General features: G+C 68.2%; 25 protein-coding genes. 13 read left to right on the top strand and 12 right to left on the bottom strand.

All coding sequences use genetic code 11. From position 1 onward, the window contains the following. Positions 1-295 precede the first annotated feature (295 nt). Positions 296-790, bottom strand: a complete 495-nt coding sequence (locus E3Z34_RS14935) for a hypothetical protein (protein ID WP_134774241.1) — start codon at positions 788-790, stop codon at positions 296-298. After that, positions 787-1425 (bottom strand): S1 family peptidase, encoded by a 639-nt coding sequence (locus E3Z34_RS14930; protein WP_202976969.1) that lies wholly within the window; start codon positions 1423-1425, stop codon positions 787-789. The genes E3Z34_RS14935 and E3Z34_RS14930 overlap by 4 nt, the downstream gene beginning before the upstream one ends. 309 nt (positions 1426-1734) lie before the next feature. Between E3Z34_RS14930 and E3Z34_RS14925 the strand changes: the two genes are divergently transcribed. Beyond that, on the top strand, positions 1735-3141 hold the full coding sequence (locus E3Z34_RS14925) for an IS1380 family transposase (protein WP_134772308.1): 1407 nt from the start codon (positions 1735-1737) through the stop codon (positions 3139-3141). A 533-nt stretch (positions 3142-3674) separates the two neighbouring features. Next, positions 3675-4175 carry a DinB family protein gene (locus tag E3Z34_RS14920; RefSeq protein WP_134774239.1) on the top strand — a complete coding sequence of 167 codons (501 nt, stop codon included), beginning with the start codon at positions 3675-3677 and terminating at the stop codon, positions 4173-4175. A 101-nt stretch (positions 4176-4276) separates the two neighbouring features. Here E3Z34_RS14920 and E3Z34_RS20360 read toward each other — a convergent pair whose 3' ends face one another. Then, a complete protein-coding gene (locus E3Z34_RS20360) occupies positions 4277-4522 on the bottom strand; it encodes a PH domain-containing protein (protein ID WP_420818999.1) in 246 nt (81 codons plus the stop codon). A 278-nt stretch (positions 4523-4800) separates the two neighbouring features. Next, on the bottom strand, positions 4801-5208 hold the full coding sequence (locus tag E3Z34_RS14910) for a hypothetical protein (protein WP_134774237.1): 408 nt from the start codon (positions 5206-5208) through the stop codon (positions 4801-4803). 271 nt (positions 5209-5479) lie between these two features. Here E3Z34_RS14910 and E3Z34_RS14905 point away from each other — a divergent pair, with 271 nt between their 5' ends. The 4 genes from E3Z34_RS14905 (at position 5480) to E3Z34_RS14890 (ending at position 9686) form a co-directional block, all read left to right on the top strand. Continuing rightward, positions 5480-6433: a hypothetical protein gene (locus E3Z34_RS14905; RefSeq protein ID WP_134774236.1), complete on the top strand. Its 954-nt coding sequence runs from the start codon at positions 5480-5482 to the stop codon at positions 6431-6433. 511 nt (positions 6434-6944) lie between these two features. Further along, entirely contained in the window at positions 6945-8138 is a 1194-nt protein-coding gene (locus tag E3Z34_RS14900) for a glycoside hydrolase family 15 protein (RefSeq protein ID WP_134774235.1), read from the top strand. Positions 8139-8323: 185 nt separating this feature from the next. Beyond that, a complete protein-coding gene (locus tag E3Z34_RS14895; protein ID WP_134774234.1) occupies positions 8324-8761 on the top strand; it encodes a hypothetical protein in 438 nt (145 codons plus the stop codon). Between the two features lie 25 nt (positions 8762-8786). Continuing rightward, positions 8787-9686 (top strand): hypothetical protein, encoded by a 900-nt coding sequence (locus E3Z34_RS14890; protein ID WP_134774233.1) that lies wholly within the window; start codon positions 8787-8789, stop codon positions 9684-9686. 830 nt (positions 9687-10516) lie between these two features. On the opposite strand, the gene E3Z34_RS14885 is transcribed toward E3Z34_RS14890, so the two are convergent. Next, positions 10517-10921, bottom strand: a complete 405-nt coding sequence (locus tag E3Z34_RS14885; RefSeq protein WP_134774232.1) for a hypothetical protein — start codon at positions 10919-10921, stop codon at positions 10517-10519. Between the two features lie 112 nt (positions 10922-11033). Between E3Z34_RS14885 and E3Z34_RS14880 the strand changes: the two genes are divergently transcribed. Next, positions 11034-12155: an IS110 family RNA-guided transposase gene (locus tag E3Z34_RS14880; protein WP_134774231.1), complete on the top strand. Its 1122-nt coding sequence runs from the start codon at positions 11034-11036 to the stop codon at positions 12153-12155. 944 nt (positions 12156-13099) lie between these two features. On the opposite strand, the gene E3Z34_RS14875 is transcribed toward E3Z34_RS14880, so the two are convergent. Continuing rightward, on the bottom strand, positions 13100-14434 hold the full coding sequence (locus E3Z34_RS14875; RefSeq protein ID WP_194092415.1) for an ISL3 family transposase: 1335 nt from the start codon (positions 14432-14434) through the stop codon (positions 13100-13102). A gap of 141 nt (positions 14435-14575) precedes the next feature. Between E3Z34_RS14875 and E3Z34_RS14870 the strand changes: the two genes are divergently transcribed. The 4 genes from E3Z34_RS14870 (at position 14576) to E3Z34_RS14855 (ending at position 17233) form a co-directional block, all read left to right on the top strand. Then, complete coding sequence (locus E3Z34_RS14870) at positions 14576-15172, top strand: hypothetical protein (RefSeq protein ID WP_134774230.1); 597 nt, start codon at positions 14576-14578, stop codon at positions 15170-15172. A gap of 136 nt (positions 15173-15308) precedes the next feature. Further along, entirely contained in the window at positions 15309-15587 is a 279-nt protein-coding gene (locus E3Z34_RS14865; RefSeq protein ID WP_134774229.1) for a hypothetical protein, read from the top strand. Positions 15588-15702: 115 nt separating this feature from the next. Continuing rightward, on the top strand, positions 15703-16209 hold the full coding sequence (locus E3Z34_RS14860; RefSeq protein ID WP_238154318.1) for a GNAT family N-acetyltransferase: 507 nt from the start codon (positions 15703-15705) through the stop codon (positions 16207-16209). 181 nt (positions 16210-16390) lie between these two features. After that, the gene (locus tag E3Z34_RS14855; protein ID WP_134774228.1) at positions 16391-17233 is read left to right on the top strand and encodes a hypothetical protein; all 843 of its coding nucleotides are present in this window, start codon (positions 16391-16393) and stop codon (positions 17231-17233) included. 144 nt (positions 17234-17377) lie between these two features. On the opposite strand, the gene E3Z34_RS14850 is transcribed toward E3Z34_RS14855, so the two are convergent. The 4 genes from E3Z34_RS14850 to E3Z34_RS20345 all read right to left on the bottom strand — a co-directional run bounded on the left by E3Z34_RS14850 (position 17378) and on the right by E3Z34_RS20345 (position 19826). After that, positions 17378-17788 carry a GNAT family N-acetyltransferase gene (locus E3Z34_RS14850; RefSeq protein WP_134774227.1) on the bottom strand — a complete coding sequence of 137 codons (411 nt, stop codon included), beginning with the start codon at positions 17786-17788 and terminating at the stop codon, positions 17378-17380. Between the two features lie 417 nt (positions 17789-18205). Next, positions 18206-18781 carry an IS1634 family transposase gene (locus tag E3Z34_RS20355; protein ID WP_420818960.1) on the bottom strand — a complete coding sequence of 192 codons (576 nt, stop codon included), beginning with the start codon at positions 18779-18781 and terminating at the stop codon, positions 18206-18208. A gap of 144 nt (positions 18782-18925) precedes the next feature. Next, positions 18926-19387 carry a hypothetical protein gene (locus E3Z34_RS20350; protein ID WP_420818959.1) on the bottom strand — a complete coding sequence of 154 codons (462 nt, stop codon included), beginning with the start codon at positions 19385-19387 and terminating at the stop codon, positions 18926-18928. Between the two features lie 43 nt (positions 19388-19430). Further along, on the bottom strand, positions 19431-19826 hold the full coding sequence (locus E3Z34_RS20345) for a hypothetical protein (protein ID WP_420818958.1): 396 nt from the start codon (positions 19824-19826) through the stop codon (positions 19431-19433). A 30-nt stretch (positions 19827-19856) separates the two neighbouring features. Between E3Z34_RS20345 and E3Z34_RS14835 the strand changes: the two genes are divergently transcribed. Together E3Z34_RS14835 and E3Z34_RS14830 are read left to right on the top strand one after the other, a co-directional pair. After that, positions 19857-20942, top strand: a complete 1086-nt coding sequence (locus E3Z34_RS14835; RefSeq protein ID WP_134774226.1) for a tyrosine-type recombinase/integrase — start codon at positions 19857-19859, stop codon at positions 20940-20942. Next, positions 20939-22231, top strand: a complete 1293-nt coding sequence (locus E3Z34_RS14830) for a tyrosine-type recombinase/integrase (RefSeq protein WP_134774225.1) — start codon at positions 20939-20941, stop codon at positions 22229-22231. Before E3Z34_RS14835 ends, E3Z34_RS14830 begins: the two co-directional genes overlap by 4 nt. Positions 22232-22350: 119 nt before the next feature. Here the strand turns inward: E3Z34_RS14830 and E3Z34_RS14825 are convergent, their stop codons facing one another. Together E3Z34_RS14825 and E3Z34_RS14820 are read right to left on the bottom strand one after the other, a co-directional pair. After that, entirely contained in the window at positions 22351-23625 is a 1275-nt protein-coding gene (locus tag E3Z34_RS14825; protein WP_238695476.1) for an IS256 family transposase, read from the bottom strand. Positions 23626-23937: 312 nt separating this feature from the next. Beyond that, entirely contained in the window at positions 23938-25194 is a 1257-nt protein-coding gene (locus E3Z34_RS14820; RefSeq protein ID WP_158288705.1) for an IS110 family RNA-guided transposase, read from the bottom strand. Positions 25195-25216 lie beyond the last annotated feature (22 nt).

Below are 25216 nucleotides of genomic sequence, written 5' to 3'. Positions count from 1 at the left end.
TTGGTGACCGTATCTAAGACGCCAGCGCATTCCGCTGCCATGGGCGCGTTAGCGGTGCATCGCACGCGCTGTCGGGCACATCTGCAGACAGAATCACAGCGCCTATCGTGACCATTGCTCGAGAGGCCCCCGTCGCGCTTGCTGTCGGAATCGTCCTGCACCTATTGCCGCCGGTGGGCCGGTGGCTTCAAACGGTGCGCGCCAGGGAGACTCCTGGCCGATCCGCGTCCACCCCCAAGTTTCGCAGGCCATGGCAACTCGGCCGAGGAAGAGGTTGATGCGATGGCGCCCGCGCTCACTCCTGGCTTTGGGCGGACTCACGCCGGGCCAGCATGTCGTTCAGTTGCTGGCAAGCCGTAGCTTTCCCGGCGTTGCTCAGCAGTGCCAGTGTGAGGGCCACGGCTGGGCCGATGAAAGCTGCGGCAGCGCCGATGTGGGGCGCAATTGCAGTACAAACCACGCCAACTATCATCAACTGTCCAGTACCGCTCGCCTTCTGTAACTGGCTTCGCTCTTCTACATATGCATCTGGATCGCAGAACAATCTCTGCAACTCACGGAGGAGATTTTCGTAGAAACTCGCCCCTGCGGCCTTCACGCCGCCATAGGGCGCGGTGTCGCTGGGCCCTAAACTGCCAAGCCAACTAGCGGCCACATCCTCAGGGGTGCCATGTTCCAGCATAGCCTGAACATGCCTTCGTTGGTATGCTGGCAGTGCGTTTAGCCACTCATCCAGCCCACCCTCGAAAATGTGCTGCAGGTTCGGCGACGCCGGCTCTGTGGCTGTCACAGCATCTCCCGCAGGTACTCGGCCGAGATTGCATGAGTCGTTTGATGCAAAGTAGCTGGGTCGACTCCGCCGAGGCTGATTCCCCCGCCACCGCCAGGCGCATAACTGCCAATCAATACGGCGACGACGCTGTTTGATGACGGGTCCAGGACGGGGCCTCCAGACTGCCCTTCGCGCGCCTGTGTGTTCAAAACGATATGCTTGCTCTTTGCGCCAGCACTTTCGATGAGGATGCGAGCGCCCACATGCGCTTGTTGTTGTGTGAGCACCAAGCGTCCAGAATTGGCGTGCGGGAATCCCCATGTTACAACTGGAGTCCCAGGGGGTACAGAGTCGGTTCCGTCGAGTGAGTAGGGAAAACTCATGCGGTATTGCTCTACCTCCAGAATGCACAGATCACGCACTGGATCTGGAGCGGCCATTCTGGCAGAAACGGCGCGTAGTTGGCGGTCAGACGTATCCTGGTACTGGGAAAGGTTCTGGTACCTCGGTAGCGCAACAACGAGATTCTCATCGCTCGGACCCACTACGTGAAAAGCTGTTGCGATCCTCGTGGTCGAGACGGCGAAGCCCGTGCCAAGCAGTTGAACCCCCTCAGGCCCTTGCCGACCGATTGCGCAAACAACTTGACTCATGTCCATGACTCTTCCCCCTTATCGCGGAGCGGCGTCGGAGGCGACTACTTGCCGGCAGAGCAGCAGACGCCAGACTCCGCAGAGCATAGCGCTGGACGCCAGGTTCGGGGCGCTTACTGCGTGAGGAGCCAGCCAGTTGGTCGCGAAACGGCTTGTTTCGGCAGATTCTTCGCGCCCGTGGCTAAGCCTGGATCCACCGATCGGGTGAGCCGGTGAAGCGGCGTGGGAAAGCGAGAAATGCCCTTCTGACCTGGGAAGATACGACTTGTCTAGAGCACGTATCACCCAAACCGGAAGGGCATCTCGTAGATGCAACTCTCTCACACCCTCCCCGTGGTCTCCGCGACGTTCGATGACCCCAACCTCGTGTCTGCCGCCGGGCTTGTCCCGCTGATGACGCTGGCCGAAGAAGCCGGCCTGCACGCCCTGGGCGATGAGCACCTGAGCCTGCCGACCGACAAGGGCGCCAACGCCGGCGCCAAGCTGGCCGCCCTGGTGGCGGGTATGGCCGCCGGCGCGGACAGCATCGAGGATATGGGGCTCTTGCGCCACGGCGCGATGGGCAAGCTGTTCGAACGGCCCTATGCCCCCTCCACGCTCGGTTCGTTCCTGCGCACGTTCACCTTCGGCCACGTCCGCCAGGGCGACGCGGTCGCCTCCCGCTTCACCCTCGCCCTGGCCGGGCGCACCGGGCTGCTGGGCCGGGCCGGCGACACCGGGACGGTGCTGCTCGACCTGGACGACACCATCGTGGAGGTCCACGGCTACGCCAAGCAGGGCGCCGGGTTCGGCTACAGCGGGGTCCGAGGGTTGAACGCGCTGCTGGCGACCGTGTCCACCGAGCAGACCGCCCCGGTCATCGCCGCCCAACGCCTGCGCAAGGGTTCCGTGGGTTCCTCCCGTGGCGCGGCCCGGTTGACCACCGATGCCCTGGCGCTGGTCCGGCGCAGCCACCTGGCCGGGCGACCGGTGCTCCTGCGCGCCGATTCCGCGTTCTACTCCGCCGCCCTGGTGGGCGCCGCCGACAGGGCCGGTGCACAGGTCTCGATCACCGTGCGGCTGGACCCGGCGGTCAAGCGCGCCATCGCCGCGATCGCCGAGGACGCGTGGACCACGATCAGGTATACCGACGCGATCTACGACCAGGCCACCGGCAGGTGGGTCTCGCGGGCCGAGGTCGCCGAGATCGACTACACCGCGTTCACCTCGGCCAAGAAGTCCGAGCAGGTCACTGGCCGGCTGGTGGTGCGCCGCGTCCCGGACCTGAACCCCAGGGCCAAGGACGGGCAGGAGTCGATGTTCGACACCTGGCGCTTCCACGCGTTCTTCACCACCACGCCCGCCACCGAGCGGGACACCGTGGCCGCCGACCAGGTCCACCGGGGCCACGCGGTCATCGAGAACGTCCACGCCGACCTGAAAGCCTCGGCCCTGGCGCACCTGCCCTCGGGCAAGTTCGCTGCCAACGCCGCCTGGCTCATCGCCGCGGTCATGGCGTTCAACCTCACCCGCGCCGCGGCCACCCTGACCGGCAGCACCCGCCTGGCGCGGGCGACGACGCCCACGATCCGCCGCAAGCTGGTCAACCTGCCAGCCCGGGTCGCCTCCTCCGCCCGCCGCCTGCACCTGCACCTACCCCGAGACTGGCCCTGGGAGCACGCCTGGACCGTCCTCTACGACGCGCTCCGCCCCGGCCGGGCCGCAGCACCCGCCTGACCCCAGCCCCCGTCCCTACCAGCAGGAACCCAGTGGAAAAGCCGGGCAGACCGGCAGTTCACGCGCGCCCTCACGACCCTCGCCCCGTCACAGACCTGACCCCGTCCTACAGCGGCCCATCCACCTGCCCATCGGTGGATCGAGGCTAAGACGGTGGCAACGACTCCTGGCGGCTGTTGGTGTCGACATCACAGCACCGCGTGACGACCCCTACTTGCGGAGTAGCAGGAACCCATCCGCTTCTGCCGCGGGTCGGACGTCCCGAGGCGCACACAGCGCCGCCGCCAGTGAACGCACGCATCCGCCGCGATCGGTAGCGTTCCGCGTGCGGCCGAGTAGCCAGCAAGGCACAGACGTCGTCACGAGACAGTTGAGACGGGCTGCAAGTAGACACACGCGGGCGCGTCGAAATCCACCCGCGATGGTGGTGCGCAGTGCGGTGACCCGCTCAGTATTGCGGTAAGTGGGCGACGTAGGGTGCTCACGTGAATGTAGAAATCGTCAGCGATCAGGGTCGCCCCGAGCCGCCGTCCATGGCTAACGAGGCCGGCACGCTGTTGGGGTTCCTGGACTTCTTGCGTGCGACGATCGAACGGAAGACGGATGGGCTCAGCGATGATCAACTGCACGCCAAACCATTGCCATCGAGCATGTCGCTGGGCGGGCTGTTGCAGCACCTCGCCTACGTCGAGGACTTCTGGTTCGGCTGCGTCCTCAACGGTGAAGCACCCTCCGCTCCCTGGGACACCATCGACTGGAAACAGACACCGGACTGGGAGTGGGACACTGCCCTCAGCACTTCCGGTGATGCCCTACGCGATTCCTGGGATCGATCCATCGAGTCCTCGCGAGGCCACTGGGTCAGGCTCAGCACCCTCGCGGGATTCGAACTAGGAGACCCGGCAGTCCTCCCGGGCAGCAGTGAGTCGGTGTCCGTGCGGTGGGTCCTCACGCACATGGTCGAGGAGTACGGACGCCACTGCGGTCACGCAGATCTCCTCCGAGAGGCTATCGACGGAGCCACTGGCGAATAGCCTAAACACCCTCATTTGCCGCCTTGCGCGACGTCCGGTGAGTCCGCAACTGCTTTGGGCCGCGCAACGCCTGGCCCGGGTGCTGCGGATCGCTGCCTGCGTCAGTACCCCGGACTGGATGGCCTAGCTTCGCTGGCGCGCAATTCTTCAAGGCGACGCAGGTCTGCGACGGGTACACCAGGCAAGGGGACGGTTGTACCGTCTGTGAGCCTGGCCTCAACGGAGGTTGCCCACCGGCTCGCGGCGTTGGGGCGAAGTTCTTCGACGACGGACCATGCGAATCGTCTCGTTCGGAGCTGCGTGACTTCGATGCCTCGGTGATCGGCCGACGACCCGATACGGGCCATCACCATAAAGCACACCCCAGCGATAAAGTTGCCCACAGCCGATAAGAGCGTGCCCCAGTGGATGTCCTCGATGAAAAACACCGCGATCAAGAAGATGCCCGTGAATGGCAACCAGACCCGGGCGAAGGTCCGCCACGTCTTGCCCTGCTGGCGCCAGACGGTTCGTTGACCGACATCTTCCCGCAAGTCGCACTCCCTCGGCCTAGTCGGCGCCACCTTACGCGAGATCCGGACTGCACGCATCTGCCGCATCTGGCATCGTATGCCAAGCAGCGAACCTAGGGTCGGGTGCCGCTCCAGTACGAGTGCTCTCCGGGTGGCAGATCTATGAACTCGTCTTGGGTCTCTTCAGCCATGGCAGTATCGCTGAAGGGAGCTGGCCGAGGCCGCCGGGGAACTGCGCTGCCGGAGCTACCTCCGCGTCCGGGGTAAACGTGCAAGCCGAACACAGCGTCTGGGACGGCGTCCAGTGCAGCAAGTACTGCCGGAAGCTCCCGGAAGGCCTCCCGCGCGAGCTCATCCGCGAACTCCAGTTCTAGGATGACGCCCCACCGAGGCGTGTGCCAGACCCAATCGCTAGCCCCGTTGGTAACCGCCGCTTCGAGAAGCTGCTCGCCATGGGCACGACGCCACCCATCGGCGGAGACGTCGCCGTCCTGGACCTCGATGGTGAGCCATGCGCTCATGGCCACAGACTAGCCCCAGGCATGCTGCCGACGGGGCTCTTGAGCCGACTGATCAAGACGCCGGAGCCATACTCATTTGCCGCTGTGGTCGCGTAGCGTCCGACCATGCCGCAGGTCGTGACTTGGCGGCCGTCTCGATGGGTGAACGTCGTCGCACAGGGGCCTTATACGGGATCGGGTGTGAAGCTGCGGAGTCCCTCGCCCGACCGGACAGACCGTTTCTGCGGAACGGTCCGGGTGGGCGTCCCGTCGAACTGCCATGATGCGAACCATGAGAACTGCTGCCGCGCTCGTGGGGATCGGCTCGGCGCTGTTCCTCGCAGCGTGCGGGAACCAGCCCGCACCGACCGGGGACGGTTCGGCCGTAACGGAGACGGCAAGGAACACTTCCCCCGCGCCACAGGCGGCCACCGGTCACGAGCCCGAGATTGTGGACCTGTCGAATGAGATAGTCCTGGCCGGCAGTCCCTATCAGCGCTCGGTGCAGGACCCGGTGGTTCTCTGCTTCGGCCCCCAAACAGCCATCTATCCACCTGACTGCGTCGGGCCAGAACTGAAGGGGGCGTTCTCCTGGGCCGACCACGACGTCCAGCAGGAGAACGGCATCACCTGGACAGACGACACCGTCTACGCCATCGGGCACTACGCCCCGGAGGCCGGCGAGCAGGGGACGTTCACCCTGACCCGGCCACTGGACCCTGAGCCTCCTCCGGGTTACGACACGACCGACTGGCTCGACACGGATTTCTCCGCACTTTGCAAGGACCCCACGGCCGACGTAGCCGGCGTCGACCAGGCTGGCCGCACCCAAGGACCGGCCGGGATGGACGAGGAGCAGGCACTCCTTACTCTGCTGAGGCAGGACCTGGCCGGCTACGCGACGTCCTGGCTCTCAGACGGCGGGGTGATGAACGTGCTGCTCACCGAGGGCACCGACCTGGGTGCCTCCCGTGCCGCGATCCGCGACGTCTACACCGGGCCCCTTTGCCTCGAGAATCGGAACGTCCCCTCCGATCAGGACCTGCGGGCCGCGCAGGACGCCGTGGCCGACCGATCGGACCTGAGATTCCACAGTGTCGGGAGCGGCGGGACCGATGCCCGTTTGTACGTCGAGGTCGTGGTCGCCGACCAGGCGACCGTCGACGCCATCTACGAGACCGCCGCACCATGGCTCGCGCCCGATCAGATCGTCATCGTGAGCGCGGTCCAAGCGCTCCAGCCCTAAGTACGCGCAGCTGCCGCCCTCCTGCACGGCGTGACTCGGTGGCGGAGGACCGGACCGGGCCAAACAGCCAGGCAACTAGAGCAGCACCGTCATGGAGAGCGTGCCCGAAGGACGCCGAAACACGTCTGTGACGTCGACCCGGCCGCGCGCTCTCGGACGCACTACTTTGCCGCCTCGGCTTGGACCGGTTAGCGGCATCTCACGGACCTGCGATCTGGGGCCAGAGCATCTGCTGTGGCCGTGGGACTGGTTCAAGCAGGACCCTCGGATGGGTGTGGTCGGGCTGATGATCGTGGCCGGCCTGTCGCTGTCGAGACGGCCGCGCTGGTTGGCGACAGCGGCTGCCCTGCCGCTGGTGCTAGAGGGGGTGCAGTACGCCCTTCCTGAGTTGGCGCGCGCATGCTCTGCTCCTGACGTGCTGCACGCCTGGATGGGACTAGCTGTCGGAACTGTCATCGGTGCGGTGCTCCTGCACGTCGATCGTCTCCTTCACGGCAACACCCTCCTGCGCGTGACCGCCGCGTCCATCGTGCTCGGGCTAGCCGTGACCTCCGTGGCGGGGTGGAGCGCAGACCCGGCCCCGGTGGACCCACACACCCGAGTGGGGCTGCGCGGTGAGCTGGTTCACTACCCCTACTGGGACGTGCCAGGTGCTGAGGACAAGGCGTGGATCGAGGCGGGTACCCTGCCCGGCGCCGGGACCTCGTACGAGGAGATGTCGCGAACGGCGTTGTGGGACCTGAAGAACCTCTCCGAGAACCTGGCGACCGATGCCGGCTTCCCGCCGGCCGGGCCAGCGGAGAACTGGGGATACTTCTGGCCGCGAGACGGCGCCTTCCTAGCCGTTGCCCTGGCACGCACGGGTCACGCCGACCTGTCCGTGGAACTGATGACCCGGACCAGCGAGCTGTACCTGGACCCGATGTACGGGTTCGACGCCCGATACCTGCTCTCCGGCGGCCGGATCTATCTCGACCCCCGCCGCGCCCAGGTCGACGGCTGCGGGTGGGTCCTGTGGGCGATCCACGAGACAACCCAGGTGGCCAGCGTTCCGTCAGTCGTGGACGACCTGCGCGACCGGTGCACCGACCAGCTGCTGCGCGCCACAGGCGGCGGCAGCCACCTACCGGCACCAGGGCAGGACTACTGGGAGCAGACCACCTACGACCACCTGCTAGGAGCCAGCGCCCCCGTGGCCGCCGGACTGAGGTTTGCTGCGGCCGACTACCGCACCCTCGGAGACGACCAGCGCGCCGACCAGGTCCAGCAGGCGGCAGCCGGGGTGCGGTCCGAGATCGGGGAGTTCTTCGGACCCGACTACCTGCGAGCTGGCACCCACGGGGGTCTTGATGCAGCGACAGCGATGCTCATGCCCCCGTTCGACCCCGACCCTCTCCCAGGTGTGCACGAGGCGTGGCTGGGTTACCAGCAGGAAGCAGCCCGCGCCGGCGGAGGTCTGGCACCAGGCTCGCAGTGGAAGAACGACGGCATCTCCTGGACCCCCGAGGTCGCCCTGGTCGCCTACGCGGCCGCAGCGTCTGGGCAGGACGAACTTGCCCACCACTGGCTCGACTGGCTCGACCAGCACCGAGCACCGTGGGGGTCATTGCCAGAGAAGGTCGACTCACAGGGCCGTCCCGGCGGTCCCGCCCCGCTGGGCTGGACCAGCGCCCTCGTCATACTCACTTTGGACGCCCTCGCCTAAGGAAAGGGGCTGGGCGAGCTCGTCCCGGCCGGCCTGACCCGGTGGGCGGTGGAGCAGCACGGCGTCTGCACGCTCGGCATGTTCTCCGACAACGACGTGGCGCGGCGCCTCTGCCGCCGGTGGGCTACCGCACCGCCCGCGCGTGGCACTCCGACAGCTGGCCAGCTGACGGCATACCCTCACGCATGAGCGCGGTGGGCAGGGGGGTGCGGCTGGCCGTGGCCGCCGCGATCCTCGGCATCGTGCTCGCGGCGCAGCTGGACCGGCACGACGACTGGTTCCCGCTGGGGATGCTGGGCCAGTATGCGGTGGCCCGCGACCCGGACGGCGAGGTCGTCAACACCTACCTGGTCGGCGTGGACGCGAAGGGCCGGCAGGTGCCGATCACGCTGCGCGCCGAGACCGCCGGGCTGACCCGCGTCGAGCTCGAGCTCGCCCTCGGCAGGGGCCTGCGTGAGGACCCGGCACCGCTGGGCGCCGTGGCCCGAACCTACGAGGACAACCACCCCGGCACCGACCTGGTCGCGCTAGAGGTGCGTCAGCGGGTGGACACCCTGCGCGGGGGCAGCCGGGTGGGGCCACCGACGGACCGGCTGGTGCTGCGCTGGGAGGACACGCCATGAGCCCCTCGTCCAGGAACCGCCCGGCATGAGCACCGCCACCGCGGCATACCCTGCCCGGAGCGGGGTGACCCGGATCCTCGACTGGTGGTCTCCGCTGGTCCCCCGGGCCAGGGTGGCCTGGGTGCGGGTGCTGATTGGCACGGTGGCCCTGGTCGACGCGCTCTTCCTGCTCCGCTCGCCGCGCGACCGCGTGGGGACCCCCGAGTTCTACGACCCGGTCGTGCTCGCCCAGCTGCTGCGCCTGCCGCCGCCGGGCCAGGCCACCTCCCTGCTCGTCCTGGCCGGTGTCGCGGTGGGGCTGCTGGGGCTGGCCGCCGGCGGGACCGCTCGCGCCCCGGCGTGGGTCCAGCACGTCGGGGGTGGTCTGCTGGCGGGGTGCTACCTCGTCTGGTGCCTGTGGGGCATGAGTTTCGGGTATGTCGCGCACGACCACATGGCGATCGTCGTCGGCCTCCTGCTGCTCCCGACCGCGGGGACCTGCCGGTATGCCGACCGCTCACCCTCGGAGTCCGCCGGCTGGGCGCTGCGGATGATCCAGATCCTCACCGTCTTCACCTACACCGGGTCGGTGCTGGCCAAGATGGTCCTGAACGAGTGGGATCTGCTGCGCTGGGCGAACTCGGGGACGCTGGTGTGGGCCTTCCTGCGTCGCCCCAACCCGGTCAACGACCTGCTCGTCGAGCAGGCTGCTGCTGCGTGCCGGGCAGTGGGGGCGCTGGCACTCGAGCTGGCCGCGCCGCTGGTCTTCGTCGTGCGCGAGCACTGGCGCTGGATGGTCGTGCTCGTCTTCATCGGCTTCCACCTCAGCACCTTCGTGCTGCTCGGCATCCACTTCTTGCCGACCGCGGTCTGCTGGAGTGCCTTCCTGCCCTGGGAGCGCTGGCTCGGCCCGTGGCCCAGGCCGCGGCGGCTCACCACCTCCTGACCGAAGCGCCGCAGCGTCCGCGAGCACGCTGGCCCCGAACGGTGTGTCACATCGGCGGGGTGTGGGGCCAGATGCCACCTACTGCTGCGGCCATGCCCGCAGCATCCGGGCCCTCCGAACCAACCCACGGCGCCGGACGCACTACTTGGCCGCGATGAGACTGGCGACATTCGATCGCCTGGCTGGAGTCGGTCAGGGCCCTGGAGGAGCACCCAGTTCACACGCCTCGGCCTCACGAGGTTCCGCGACGGCGCGTAGGTCGACATGCAGTTGCACGACCGCGGGCCCGGCCGGGAAGTCTTCTGGCCGGATCGCACCGTTGTGGGCGTAGACCTCAATGCTGTGGTCATTCAGACGCCACCACCAGCTGGGCCCGTGGCCCGTGGTCTCCTCGGTGCTCTCCTCAGGTGCCCCGTGAACGTCTGTGATGGCCTGAGCGAGGTCAGCCGCAGCGCCCCGCACATCGTCCCAGCCATGGTCGTCCCACAGGAACCAGAAGACATCCGCGAACTGCTCACGGTACGTGCTCCACCCTGCCCGAGCCGCACCCCATCCGGGCACCGAGGCCATTCCCCAGGACCGACCACTGCCCTCCGAAGGTGTCTCCTCCGCAGTGTCTGTCGAGATGCCCATGGAGCGCAGCCATGAGACACCGTCATCGATGCCTTCCGGCCAAGGCGATCGAAGAATGCTTGTCAGCTGGGACGCGACTTCCTGCGGCGACGGCCTCATGACGGAACCCTAGCGAGACAGGGCCTGACATCGCACTGGTCGAACGCACTACTTTGCCGCGCGGAGCGCGCCACTTCAGACCGTCGGCGGTGCGACGGTTAGTCCGGTGGGGATGTCTGGAGCGCCTGACGCACACGAGTCATGAGTTCCTCGGTCGTTACCCCGTCATCCACGTCGACGGCCGGCAACCCCCGCGCGTCGGCCTCCGTTCTCAGTTGCTCGGTGAACAGCCGGTCCCGTTCCAGCAGGTTCGCCAACGCCAGCTCCGGATTGCTGGTCCTGCCGGCGATCTGCCACAGCGACCCTCGGGCTGCGAAGGCGTTTCGGCGGAACTGCGGAGTGGGCAGGAGCCAGACCCTTCGGCCGGCAGCTGACAGGGGCGCGACTAGACGAGGCAGGAGTCGGAAGCCCTCGACGACGACAGGCTCACGCGGCATCGCCAGCAGGTCCTCGACGATCAGGTCGAAGCCCTCACCAGCGAACCAATGAAACGTCTGCAGCATCTGCTCAGACGGTATGACGTAGCTGCGGCATCGAGGTCGTGGTTGCGGGCCGGGGCCTTCCTGACACAGATTCGTGGGTTAACCGGGTAGGAGCGGCCTGCTCGGGTACCACATGTGTAGGAGGGCCCCGGTGTTCACGGAGCGTACAAGTATCGGGATGGACGTGCACGCACGATCGGTGCGGGCGGCAGCGCTGGACACGGTTACCGGGGAGGTGATCGAGGCTACGGTCGGGCCGGCGGTCCCCCTGGTAGTGGACTGGGTCCGGCAGCTGGTCGAGGCCGGGCACGGTCCGGTCGCGGTGACCTACGAGGCCGGCCCGACGGGGTACGGGCTGGCGCGGGCGCTGGCCTCGGCCGGGATCCGGTGCGAGGTGGCCGCGCCGTCCAAACTGATCCGGCCCAGCGGGGACAAGGTCAAGACGGACAAACGCGATGCGCTGCTGCTGGCCCGGCTGCTGCGGATGGAGGAGATCATCAGCGTGCGGGTCCCCACACTGACCGAGGAGGCCGCACGCGACCTGGTGCGGGCGCGGGCCGACGTTCGGGGGGACCTGATGAGCGCCCGGCACCGCCTGGGCAAGCTGCTGCTGCGCCACGGGCACGTGTACAACGGTGGGGAGGCGTGGACGGGCAAGCACGACGCCTGGCTGCGTCAGCTGCGCTTCGACCTGGCCGGCACGGCCGCGGCGTTCGACCTGTACTACGCCCGGACCACCGACCTGGTCACGGCGCGTAAGAGGTTGGACGGACAGATCGCGGTCCTGGCCGCCGACAGCGAGTTCACCCCCGTGACCCGTCGGCTGGCCTGCCTGCGTGGGATCTCAACACTGACCGCGTTCTCCCTGGCCGTCGAGCTCGGTGACTGGCACCGATTCACCGGATCGACGATCGCCGCCTACCTGGGACTGGTGCCCTCCGAGCACTCCTCCGGGCAGTCCAAGAACCGGGGAGCGATCACCAAGGCCGGCAACCCCCACGCGCGCCGCCTGCTGATCGAGGCCGCCTGGCACCACAAGGCCCAGTACAAGCCCGGCAAGACGATGCAGGACCGGTGGGCACTGGCCCCTGCCGCCGCGGCCGAACGCGGTGACGCCGGCAACCGTCGGCTGCACAGACGCTGGCAGGCCCTGACCGAGCACAAGAAGAAGCACACCGTGGCCAACACCGCGATCGCCCGCGAGCTAGCCGGCTGGTGCTGGTCCCTGGCCGTGCTGGAGACCACCACGACCTGACCCCCCAAGACCCGTTCTCGCCGTCCGCCCCACACGCATGCAGCGCGAGGAACGACTCCCGATTCGACTGTGAGCAACCGCCACAAGCGGCCACGCTCGACCTCAGACGCGGAGACCCGTTCCGGCCGGAGAGCCGTCCTGCGGTAACCAACCCGCCCATATCAGACTGACACGCGTCGACGAACACGCCGCAGCAAAGGGACAAGGACCCCCCGAGAACGAGACGAGGCGCCGCCGAGCAAGCTAGCCCGGCGGCGCCTCACCCTGCCCACTTGACACGGCACCCCTACATATCAGTCGAGCGGTGACACCAGCGTTGGTCCATGTCCATCGTCATGAACGCGGCCAGGAGCGGAGCCTGGGCCGGGCCCAGCCGGTCAGCGTGCCTGCCCATCGCCTCGTCGGTGGAGTACAGATGCAACCCGTCCTGCTCAGCCAGTCGACGAGCCACCGTGGACTTGCCCGAGCCGGAACCGCCACCAATCCATAAGACATGCTCCAGCCGCGCCTGCAGAGCAGTAGTGTCCACGGTTCCCAGTATCGCGAACGGACCCGGCGCTGGCCCGTCAGTCGCCGAAGGAAACGCCCGACTCTGCCGCACTCCGGCAGGCCGCTGTTTGTTGCTGCTCGCTTGGATTGGGATGATGCGCCGGTGAAACATCGGGCGAGAGGCGCAAGGGGGCCTGTCCGCCGGTTCCTCGGGTGGGTTCTGGTCCGGTCCCCGGCGCAGTTCTACTTGAAGGGCGAGGAGACCGGCGGCCGGGTCCCTTGGAGCTTCATCCTCGTGCTTTTCGGCGCGGCCGCAGCAGGAAGCGGCATGGGCGCACTCGCGGCGCTTGCTGCCAGGGCACCCGTAGAAGAATGGGCGACGGGCGGGGCCCTGGTCGGGATGGGCGCCGTGGCGGCGTGGTCTGTTTACAGGCTCTTCCCAGTTGCGGTGGGGGTCATAGGTTGAGCCCTCCGCCGATGAGGAGCATGCGGAGCCTGTAGTTGGATCGGTTCTTGAAGCCTCGAGCCAGGCGACGGTGCAGCTCGACCAGTCCATTGATGGCCTCCGTCCCGCCATTCGTGGCCCCGGTGGTGAAGTAGGCCAGGAACGCCTCTCTCCACTTGCGCAGGGTGCGGCCGAGCCGGGCGACCTCGGGAATCGGGCAGGAGGGGAACGAGGCGATGATGCGCTCGGCGAGCTTGCGGCCCTCGGCCTTCTCGGTCTGCTTGTACGCGGCGCGCAACTGCTGGGCGCACTGCCAGGTCAGGTCGACCACCTCGTGGGCCTCGTTGGCGGCGAACGCCCGCTCGATCCGGGCGCGCTGCTTGTCGGTGAGATTCTCCTCGCCGGCGCGCAGGATGTTCTGGATGCCGTACAGCGGGTCGCCCTTGCGGCCGCGGTGACCGGTGGTCGCCTGCTGCACCCGCCGTCTGACCTCGTCCACGCACTTCGTCCCCAGGGCGACGACATGGAAGACGTCGAGCACAGCGGTCGCCTCGGCCAACTCGTCGTCGATGGCGGCCTTGTACCCGTGGAACGGGTCGAGCGTGGCGACCTTGACGCTGGCGGTGAAGGCGTGGCCCCGTGCGGTGAGCCAGTCGGCGTACGCCTTCTTCGAGCGGCCCGGTACCAGGTCCAGCAGACGTGCCCTGACCTGCCCGTTCTCATCGGTCGTCAGGTCCACCATCCCGGTCAGCTCCTTCGGTCCGCGTCCACCGTCCTCGGGCGCCTTCGTCGAGACGTGGTGCCACACGTGCTCATCCACGCCTAAGGTCTGCACGCCCGCGAAGCGGGTCTCGTCGGCTGCTGCGGCCGTCAGGATCGGCTCGATCCCGGACCAGACGGTGTCCCACCCCAGGCCCAGCTGGCGGGCCAGGCCGTGCACGGTGGCGTGCTCACGGCGCAGCTGCCCGACCGCCCAGGACCTCGCCCTGGTCGTCCACGTCGAGCGTGGTGGAGCCAAGGTCTCGTCGGTCTCGGTGAACGAGCGCCTCGGGCACGACGCCTCCCGGCAGGCCCAGGTCCGCTTCGCCCAGACCAGCCGCACCGGCGTCCCGAACGCCGGGATGTCGACCAACCGGTGCTCGCGCCGACCTCGCGAGGCCGCGCGCACTCCGCAGTCCGGGCACCCGACCGGACCCGGCGGTGACTCCACCCTCACCACCAGCCCGTCCGGGCCGCGCGCCACGTCCAGGACGTGATAGCCGTCCAGGCCCACCAGCAGGTCGCAGTTGTCGCAGTACGCGCTGTGTGCGCCGAGCGCAGCGCAGCACGACGTAGGGTTGTCCATCGTCGAGGTCCTCGAGGTCTTCGGAGTGCTTGGTCGCCTCCGATCTTGAGGGCCTCGACCCTTCTCAGCCCGGCACCTGCCTCGCCCGGCGCGTCACACCCCTACCCCCACCGCAACTGGGAAGAGCCTGTTTACAGTTTGTTGGCCCTGCTGGTCATGTGGCTGATCGGCACGTCACCTGAGCATGTCGCTCGCGGAGGCACACCGACGACTTGCGCCGCGGACGACCAAGCGATCGTCGTTGAAGAGCCGCGGGTGGCCTGGCGGGCGAAGGGCGAGGCGACGGTGCCTCCGGCCCTCGTAGCGTTCTTTCTGTTCATCGCGGCTTGCTTCGGTGTGCTGGAGTGGGGCGTGAATTCCTGGTCGCTGTCCCGGATCTCGGCTGAGGACCGGGTGGAAGTGACCGCGATCGTCAGGGAATATCGAGAGCCGGCGTGGTGGCATCCGGTGGGCTCCCCTCAGTTTGTCGTAGAGACTCCGGCCGGGACACCGCTCCAGGGACTTTCCCGCAGTATCGAAGTCCCTGCTGAAACGGACCGCGCAGTTGATGTCGGGGACGAGGTCCCCCTCGAGGTGCATCGCAGTCGTCCCGAGCTGGCTCGTCTCGTGTGGACGGCCGAGGTGTGGCGCGACGATCGCGACTTCGGGCGGGTCTCAACCTTCGTATGTCTCGGCCTAGCGGCTCTGAGCGCCCTCGCCCTCCTGTTCGAGCAGGCGGTACTGCGACGCTCGGCGTGAGACTGCTACCTGCGGAAGACCGATATGCGGGTTCACTGTATTGCCGCGTGGAGGACGGCTACGCTCGTCCGATTTTTTGCCGCACCCCCTAGGCGCAACGGCGGCCAACTTACCGTCCGTCGGATAGGGTCATGGCGTGACTGACGTGATGACTCGTGTGGAACGAAAGCGACTCTTTCGGACGCAGTTCGTGATGCTTCGCGTCCGCGGACGCACGCTCCTACAGCTTGGAGGGACGGGTCGCAAGGGCTGGATGACCCGAAGCGTCGCCGACAACGAGGACAAGGCACTGGAGGCGAAAGACCTCATGGTGGCGGACTACCGTCAGGACGGGTACGAAGAGGTGCCCTGGGATGAGTCCGCATGGCCGCCGGTGCCCGATGAACTATTCGACCCTAAGTACGACGAGGCCTAGAGACACGCGCGCTGTGTGGAGAGGGTGACACGAGCATCCGCTTCTGCCGCGAGCAGAGCTTGTGTCGACCGCGGGCTTGTTAACCTCAGAACCGATGACTACGAGACCTCCCGCGGTGCTCCGCCACGTCCTGCCGAGCGACGACGAAGCGATCCTCGAAGCCTTCAAGGCGGAGGACATGTCGCGACAAGGTGACGTCCGCGATCTCGCCTCTGCCGCCACCTATGCGCGGCATCTCTCCGAGAACCCCTTCGCCTTCGCCTTGGATGCCGACGGCTCGCTCCTTGGGGTCGTGGCGCTCAATGTCGACCACGAAAACCGACTGGGCTGGTTCTGGTATTGGACTCACGATTCGCACCGCCATCGCGGCCTGACCAAGCGCGCCGCGGCGACCGTGGCCAACTGGGCGCTGCGCGACGGAGGTATCGAGCGTCTCGAGCTGGGGCATCGCGCCAACAATCCCGCCTCCGGGGCCGTTGCGCGCGCCGCAGGGTTCGTGCAGGAGGGCATCGAGCGGGAGAAGTTCCTCGTCGGTGGTGAGCGCGTAGATGTGCTGACGTATGGACGCCTGCGCAGTGACCCTCGGCCGAGCACCCCAGAGCTTCCCCTGACGGCCTCGTAGACCATCCCAGACTCATCCGGACATGCCGCCGGTCGCGAGTCATGAGCCGCGCCTCAACCCCATCTCGCTACCGACATAGCATCCAGTCATGGACCACGCCCCTGACCCGAGCGACGACGTGCCCACGCCCGACGTGGAGAGCTATGCGTTGCTCTCTTGGTCTGGCGCACCGCACCTCACTATGGCTGCCATCGTCGAGGTCATCGCTGAGGGCGCGAGGCTGAACATGGCCCCACTGGGCCTTTGTGAGACCTGGCCGGCAGCCGACCTGCTGCGACTGGGCGCAGCCGACCAGCGGCCTCACGTCGGGGTCGCCGCCGGGGCCGGGACCGGCCGGCTGCTGTTCACCTTCCCGCCCGGGCCCGGCATCACTACCCCCCTGCTGGACCTGCTGCGGGCGGCGGCCGAGGAGGTCGCCGAGGTCTGGTGGAGCCAGATGCTGTGCGCCGCGCGCTGGTCCTGCTGGTCCCACGGCCACCCCCTGCGGGTCGTCGATCTCGGCTTCGAGGAACAACGCATCGCCCAGGGTGACCCATTGCCTTTCGAGACCGGCCTGTGGGACGACCGCCTCCTCGCGCCCGAGGAAGAGGAGCCGCTGGTCCTCCGCCCGGCCGCAGAGTGGATCAACGAGGCAGACCTCATCGCCGCCCACCCACCCGGATCGGTCCTCACCAGATCGGGCCGGCGAATGCTGTTCAGCCAGGCACCCGAATGGCAAGAAGACGGTGCCCTGCACCAGCGGCTCCCCCCAGAGTCCGGCTGGGCCACCGAACTGCCACACCCGCACGTGCTCATCAACCTCGACCACCTCAACCTCCAATACCCCACGGCACCGCACCATCAGGTCGACCCCGACACCCTCCCCCGGCTCCTGCAGTCCGCCCTGCACCACCTCACCGACCTCCCCGCCACCCCCTGGACTGGGACTGGCCCTGCTACCCCTTCACCCTCCAACGGCCCCAGCGGTGGTCACCTGCTCGAAGTGAAACTGGGTGACACCCGACCTGTCGGGGCGAAGGCATAAGTGGCTGTTCACGGTCTAACCCCTCTCCCCACCCTCCGAGCGCTCGTCTCGGGCTCGACGCATCCATCCGCCTTTGCCGCGCCGAGGACGGCTGGTGCTTTGACTGACCGTCATCCCGACGGTCGACGCGCATTCGCCCACACGTCAGTCCCTGACGACCTTCCACATACCGAGCATCTCCTGCTCTCCCCACCCCAGCTTCCGATAGAGCGTCTCTGCGGCCGGTGTGGCAAAGAGGCCGACAAAACAGTGGCCCGGCGCCTGCTGCCTGATCTGGTCCACGAGCTCGTCCACGATGGTCCGTCCTACCCCGCAGCCTTGATAGTCCGGATGCACCACCACGTCCTGGATGTAGAAGTAGAAGGCACCGTCTCCCACCACCCGCCCCATCCCCACGAGCTCACCGCCGTCCTGATGGACCACCACACCGCAGGTAGAGCCGGCCAAGGACGCGGGCATCGCCTCCCACCAGAAGGCGTCGGCCCAGCCGACGGACTCAGACAATCGACGGTGCTCCTCGACGGTGGGCTTGCGCCGCGCGACGGTGTAGGACATGAGGCCAGAATCTAGCTGCTCCTCTACCTCATCCTGGGTCCAGGCGCGACCGGCGGCGAGCGTGTTGTCACCGGGTGGTGCACTCTTCTGCTTGTTATGCACGTGATCTTCCGGGAGATTTCGACCAGCCGGTGTGGCTGATGGTCGAGGGACCGGGAGGTCGTGACATGTCGGGTCTGGATCCGTGTCTGGTCAGGTCGCGAGGGCCCTCGGGCGAGGTGGTGCTGCGGGTCGGGGTCGCCTGCGCGGACGACTACCTGGACTTCCTGTCCGGGCGGTGCCGGCCGAACACGGTCCTGGCCGCGGCGTATGACCTGAGGATCTTCCTGTCGGTGCTCGGCAAGGACCCGGCCGAGGTGGTCCCGGCCGACGTGCTCGCCTTCATCCTGAGTTTGGTCATTTCGTTAGTGCGTGACCTCACCGGTGATGGAGGGCGTCGAGGAGGGCCTGCTTGTCGGCGGGGATCTGGGGCGGGAAGGTCTGCCGGCTGGCGTTGATCGCGATGGTGGCCGAGCGCAGCGGCCGGAGCTGGCGGATCACGTTGCGGATGGCCAGGCCGGTTCGGTTCTGGATCTCGCGTGAGATGGCCAGGGCGGTGAAGACGATGGTCAGGTGGGCCTCGATCGCGTCGCGTTTTCTGGCGAACAGTGGGCGGGCGCGAAGGTCTGTCTTGGACATCCGAAGGAGGTCTCGACCTGCCAGAGGTCGTGGTAGGAGGATGACCTCGCGGGCGGGCATGATGCTGGCCGGGATGTTGGTGACATAGCCCTTCAGACCGACCAGGCGGCGGGCCCTGGCCAGGGCCGCCTCGTCCAGCCTGGGGGCGCCCTGGCCCTTCTTCACGAACCGCGGGGTGCGGGCGGCTTTCTCGCCGGCGACGACGGCTTTGGCCTTGTTCTCCTGGAGGGTCAGGGTCTTCGTATCCCGGGCAGCCCGTTTGGCCGAGTAGGCCCACACGGCCCGCCAGGAGACCTCGTGCTCGGCGGGTCCCACACCGGCTCGGCCGCTTCTTGACGTCGTTAACGGCCCGAGCGCGCGTGGTGGACACCCGCGGGGTGATGGTGTCGATGACCTGGCCATCGGTGAACGCATCGCCGTGCCAGCGGAAGTGGGAGGCCAGGTCGATCGGTGCCTTGGTCATCCTCGAGCCGACGATGAACCGCAGGTTGGCCGCGTCCAGTTCTTTGAGGTTGTCCGCAGAGAGCATCCCGGCGTCGGCGACGACGACCATGTCGGCCACGGAGTGCCGGGCCTGGAAGGCCTTGACGATCGGCACGATCGTGGCCGTTTCTGCCTTGTCTCCCTCGAAGCAGCCGATCTCCAGCGGGAACCCACCCCGTCGACCAGCAGGCCGACCACGATCTGTGGGTCCACCCTGCGTTCCTTGGAGTAGCCGACCTTGCGCAGGTCGTCCTCCTTCTCGGCCTCGAAGTACAGGGTCGTGACGTCGTACATGATCAGCGAGACGTCCCCGGTGCTGACCGCGTGCTCGAAGCAGGCCCCGGCGACCAGGTCGCGGTACCCGCGTTCCTGCGCGCGGGCCAGGGTGCGCCCCATCGTCTTGTAGCTCGCCGCTTCTTGGCCCAGGTCGCCCAGCACCCGCGCGACATCCAGCAGCGAGGTCGCTCCACCACCCGGGCGATCACCAGATCGGCGAACACCTCATCACCGACCACGTCGAACCCCAGCTGGCGTACACCGCGGTCAGAGCCTCGAAGAGCACCCGGCTGTCCGTGCCGACCACCCGGCCAGAAGCATCCCGGACCTTCGGCGACGCTGGGGCGGGCGTGTCGAACAGCGCCGGTTCAGGAGCCGGTCGCACCAGCGACGCCGCCACCGGCGCTGGTTCCACGTCCAGCTCCAGAGTGCCCTGCGCAGGGTTCTCGAGTAGCTCCCGGGCCCGGGCCAGCAGCACCCCAAGCTCGGCCTCGGTGTGCGCAGACCCAAGGTCTTGACGATCCGCTGCCGCCCTGGGCGTACTCGGCGATCTGCACGCCGTCGCCCCCGACTTGGTCGGCACCCGCCTGATGAACGCCACACCAGGAGGCTAGACGCATCCGATTAGTGCGTGAACACCACCACCCGAAACACAACACCGCAGGTCAGCAGCCCGAGGCCCTGCGAGGACGCACTACCTGTCCAAACTCAGGCCGGGCGGTGCCGGCCGAACACGGTCCTGGCCGCGGCGTATGACCTGAGGATCTTCCTGTCGGTGCTCGGCAAGGACCCGGCCGAGGTGGTCCCGGCCGACGTGCTCGCCTTCATCACTGCCCAGCGCACCGGCCGTCCTGCCGGCGTGGTCCAGGGTCTGCCCACCGACGGCGGAGGCGGGGTGGGGCCGGCCACGATCGCCCGGCGGGTATCCACGATCTCCGGGTTCTACGCCTTCTTGCAGGTTCGCGGGGACGTGGTCACCAACCCGGTGCCCCGGGGGCTGCCGACCCGCCGGGAGAGATCCCGCCCCTCCCAGGGCGTGCCGTTGACCAGGCGGGTCCGGTCCCTGCCGCGGATCCTGGCCCCAGCCGAGGTCGACGCCCTCACCGGCGCCCTGCGCACCCACCGGGACCGGGCCATGGTCGCGGCGATGGTGCTCGGCGGGCTGCGCCGCTGCGAGGTCCTGGGCCTGCGCCTGCAGGACCTGCGGGCCGCCGAACGGCGGGTGTTCATCGCCGAGGGCAAGGGCGGACGGCAACGCATCGTGCCCGTATCGGCCAGGTTCTTCACCGCGGTCGCCGACTACCTGGCCATCGAGCGAACCGCCGACGCCGCGACCGACCGGTTGTTCGTCGTGCTCAAGGGACCCACCCGCGGGCAGCCGCTGACCGTGCGCGGTATCGATCAGGTCCTGGCCGGTGCCCGGGCCCGTGCGGGCCTGTCCCACGGCACCTGCCACGAGCTGCGGCACACCTGCCTGACCCGGCTGCGGGAGGCCGGGATGGCCCTGGAGGCCGTCCAGGCACAGGCCGGGCACGCCTCGATCGAGTCCACCCGGATCTACCTGCACCTGGCCGACGACTGGCTGGCCTCCCAGTACCGCAAGGCCGCCGAGGTCATCGACGCCCAGGTCTTCGCCGGCGTCCCCGGCGTGCACGCGACACCGCCGCCGGGCGCCGGTGAACGGCCGGCGCTGCCGGGGTTCCGGAGGCTGCGATGAGCACCACCCTGCCGGTCCGGTTCGACCCCGCCCAGGACCAGCGCGGCGGCGCCGCGCCGGTCGCGACCTGGGACCAGGTCGCCGCCGAGCTGCCTCAGGTCGCGGCCACCATGCGGGCCTACCTGGCCCAGATCGCCTGCGTGCTGCGCCCGGGCAGCGTCAACGGCGCCGACCAGTCGCTGCGCTGCTTCGCCACCTACCTGCTCACCCACACCCCGACCCTGACCTGCGTGGCCGACATCGACAGGTCCACCATCGAGGCCTACAAGCCGTGGCTGGCCGCCCGCCCCGGCCGCGGCGGGACCCCGCTGGGCCTGGCCACCATCGCCGGCCGGCTCGGCACGCTACGGATGTTCTTCATCCGGATCGGCGAGTGGGACTGGGACGACGCCCCGGCCCGGGTGCCGATGTTCTCCGGGGACCTGCCCCGCCAGGACCGGCCCCTGCCCAAAGCACTGGATGACCCGAGCGCCGCCCGGCTGCTACGCGCCGCCCAGGCCCAGCCCCGGATGCTGCTTCGCGTGACCGTGGAGGTGCTGCTGCGCACCGGTCTGCGGGTCAGCGAGTACACCGCCCTGCCCGCCGACGCGCTCGTGCACATCGGCGCCGGACCCTGGCTGCACGTCCCGGTCGGCAAGCTGCACCAGGACCGATACCTGCCCCTGCACCCGCACGTGCTCACCCTCATCCAGGACTACCGGGCCACCCACGTCGACCCCACCCACCCGCTGCTGCTCCCGAGAGAGAACGGCCGGGCGCTGGACCGGCACACCGTCACCCGGATGATCAACAAGGCCGGCGCCGCCGCCGGGCTGCCCCACATTCACCCCCACCAGCTGCGCCACACCCTGGCCACCCAGGCCATCAACCGCGGCATGTCCCTGGAAGCCATCGCCGCGATGCTAGGCCACTCCTCGATGGACATGACCCTGCGCTACGCCCGCATCGCCAACCGCACCGTCGCCGAGGAGTACTTCGCCGTCACCGACAAGGTCGACGCCCTCTACACCGACCCCGCCCACCTGCCCGCCGACGCCCTCGGACCCAACATGGCCCGCCTCCGTCGCGAGCACTCCCGAATGCTCGGCAACGGCCACTGCACCAGACCCCCCGAGCTCGACTGCGCCTTCGAGTCCATCTGCGAGACCTGCACCTTCTTCCAGACCACCATCGCCTTCCGCCCCACCCTCCAGGCCCAGCACGACGACGCCCACGCCAAGGGCCAGACCCACCGAGCCCAGCTCTTCGGCAAACTCCTCAACAACCTCGAGAACGGCGAAGCATCATGAACCGCCCCCACCCCCATCACGTGCATAATGCCGCGCTGAGGACGGCTACGCTCGTCCGATCATCAGCGTGAGGCGTTCTACGTGGGTCTGTCCGATGAACGGTGTTTCTGGCGTTCATCTCAGAGGTTCTCCGCGGCCGGCATGCGGTCGGCGAAGGTGACGGCGAAAGCGTTGAGCGCGGGCTTCCACCGCATGGTCCATCGTGCCTGCCCCGTGCCCTTGGGGTCCAGCCCGCGGGTCACCAGGTAGAGGCACTTCAGGGCGGCCTGCTCGGTCGGGAAGTGCCCGCGCACGGTGACCGCGCGCCGGTACCTGGCGTGCAGGGACTCGATGGCGTTGGTGGAGAACAGCACGCGGCGGATCTCCACGTCGTAGGCCAGGAAGGGGATGAACTCCTCCCACGCTGCTCTCCACATCTTGGGGATGGCTGGGTAGGGCTTGCCCCATTTTTCCTCGAGCTCCTCGAACGCCGCCCACGCCGCCTCGACCGAGGGGGCGGTGTAGATGCGGCGCAGGTCCTTGGACAGCTGGTCCCAGTACTTCCGGCTGGCGTAGCGCAGCGTCGCCCGGATGAGGTGGATCACGCAGGCCTGCACGATCGCCTGCGGGAAGACGGCGTTGACGCTGTCGGGCAGTCCTTTGAGGCCGTCGCAGACGATGAAGAACACGTCGGCCACGCCGCGGTTCTTCAGGTCGGCCAGCACATTCATCCAGAACTTCGCCGACTCACCACCGCCCTGCCCTGCCCACAGCCCGAGGACGTCTCGCCGGCCGTTCAGGTCGACACCGATCGCGGCGTAGAAGGGCTGGTTGCCGACCTGCCCGTCGCGCACCTTGACGTAGATCGCATCGATGAAGATGGCCGCGTACACCGGTTGCAGCGGACGGGAGGACCAGGCGGCCATCTCCTCCAGCACCTTGTCCGTGATCCTCGAGACCGTGTCCTTGCTGATACTGGCGCCGTACACCTCGTGGAAGTGCGCGCTGATCTCACCGGTGGTCAGGCCCTTGGCGAACAGGCTGATCGCGACCGCGTCCACGTCCGAAAGCCGCCGTTGTCGCTTCTTGACGATGACCGGCTCGAACGTGCCGGCCCGGTCCCGCGGGACGGCGATCGTCACCTCCCCGGCGGCGTCAGTGAGGACCGTCTTGGGGCGGGTGCCGTTGCGGATGTTGCCGTTCCCGGCGGTGGGCACCTGGTGCTTCTCGTGGCCGAGGTGCTCGGTCAGCTCCTCCTCCAGCGCGGTCTCCAGGACGGTGGCGGTGATCGACTTGAGCAGCCCGTCCGGGCCGGTCAGGTCCTCACCGCGGGCCCGGGCGGCCTTGACCAGCTCCCGGACCGCCGCCTGTTCTGCCTCGCTGCGCGAGGTCGTCTTCTTCACCTTCTTGGGCATCGAGCTCATGCTCGAGATCTTCTCGGTCATCTCATGACCTTCCCCGCCAGCTGAGCCGGCGCGTCGGGCCAGAAACACCGTTTAGCGGACAGTCCCTTCTACGTCAAGGGGTCCGGGTGCCCTGGGCCCGTCGTCGTCCCTGCATAGCGGTAATGGAGCTTGGTGGCTCGACAGCGTGTGATCGGGTTCGTTGACGACGGGCCGGGGCGGCCCTTGATGACCGTGGAGATACCGGTGAGGGTTCTCAATGCCGCGGAAGGCTCGCCCCGGCCCTGCTGGTGACGCGCGAACACCTCGCGCGAGGTCGGTGGGTCAGGCGGCCACGAGCGGCCCCTGGGTCTTGGTGGTGCCGGTGGCCCGGGCGGGGTCCCAGGCTTGGCGGTGGACGACGACGGCGTGCAGCTGGCGCAGGATCGCGGCAGCGATGATCGTCTGGGCTTGGGTCGCCGTGAGCTTGTTCTTCTCGCGGGTGGTCAGATGCCGGTAGCGGGCGGCGTAGACCTTGTTCGTCTGCAGGCAGCCCCATACCGCCCGCCATGCCGCAGTGCGCAGGCCGGGTCGGCCGGCGCCGGTCAGGCGGGCCTTGCCGGTGAACGTGCCGGACATCCGCTCCCGCGGGGCGAGGCCGGCGTGCTTGACCACGGCACGGGCGGAGGTGAACCGGGTCAGGTCGCCGGTCTCGGCCAGGATCGCGGCGGCGCCGACCGCGGACAGGCCGGGGATGGTGGTCACCAGGTCGGTGAGCTCAAGCTCGTCGAGGACGGTGACCATGCGGGTCTCGACGTCGACCTGCTGGGCCCGGGCGGTGTCCCAGTCGGTCAGCACCCACTCAGCCCGCTCCAGTGCACCGGCACGGTGGTCCAGGACACCGGCACGGTCGGCCAAGGCGATGTAGACCTTGCGCACGATCCGCAGGCACGGGCGGGCCTTCCCGCGGCGGGTCATCTCGGTGCGGACGAGGCGTTCGAACCGGGCCGCGCCGAGGCGGCGGGTACGGTTCAGGTCACCGCCGTCGCGGCGCAGGATCACGCTAAGCGCGGCGACCCAGGTGGTGGACTTGAACGGTTGCGCGGCGGCGGTCAGGACGGCGGGCCAGACGCACTCGAGCAGGTCACGCAACTGCTGCACGCACGCGACGTGCTCGTCCAGGAGCTGTTCGCGGCGGGTGCCCAGGTGCCGCAGCCGGCCCCAGGTCTCATCGACCGGTTCGGGAAGGTAGCAACGCAGCTGCCCGACCAGCCGGGCGATGAGGACGGCGTCCTTGTCGTCGGTCTTGTCGAAGGTCAGGTCCTCGGACTTCCGCGCCCAGGAGGAGATCGTCGGTTGCACGCACACGCAGCTCATGCCCCGGTTAGCAGCGAGCTGGCCCAGGATCCGCCACCGGTGTCCGGTCGGCTCGCACGCGACGGTCACCCCGGCGAACCCGTGCCGCGCGGCGTGGCCGGCCGCCCAGTCCAGAGCGGAGCCGAGGTCCCAGGCCTTGCACCGGAAGGTGCGCCGCGCCAGTACCCGGGAGTCGTGGTCGCACACGACGACCATCTGCTTGCGGTCGGCCAGGTCGATCCCCACGATCGCGTGACCGACTGGGACT

The sequence above is a fragment of the Ornithinimicrobium flavum genome, from assembly GCF_004526345.1.
In the GTDB taxonomy this organism is placed as follows: domain Bacteria; phylum Actinomycetota; class Actinomycetes; order Actinomycetales; family Dermatophilaceae; genus Ornithinicoccus; species Ornithinicoccus flavus.
This window is presented reverse-complemented; position numbering and strand designations above follow the sequence as displayed.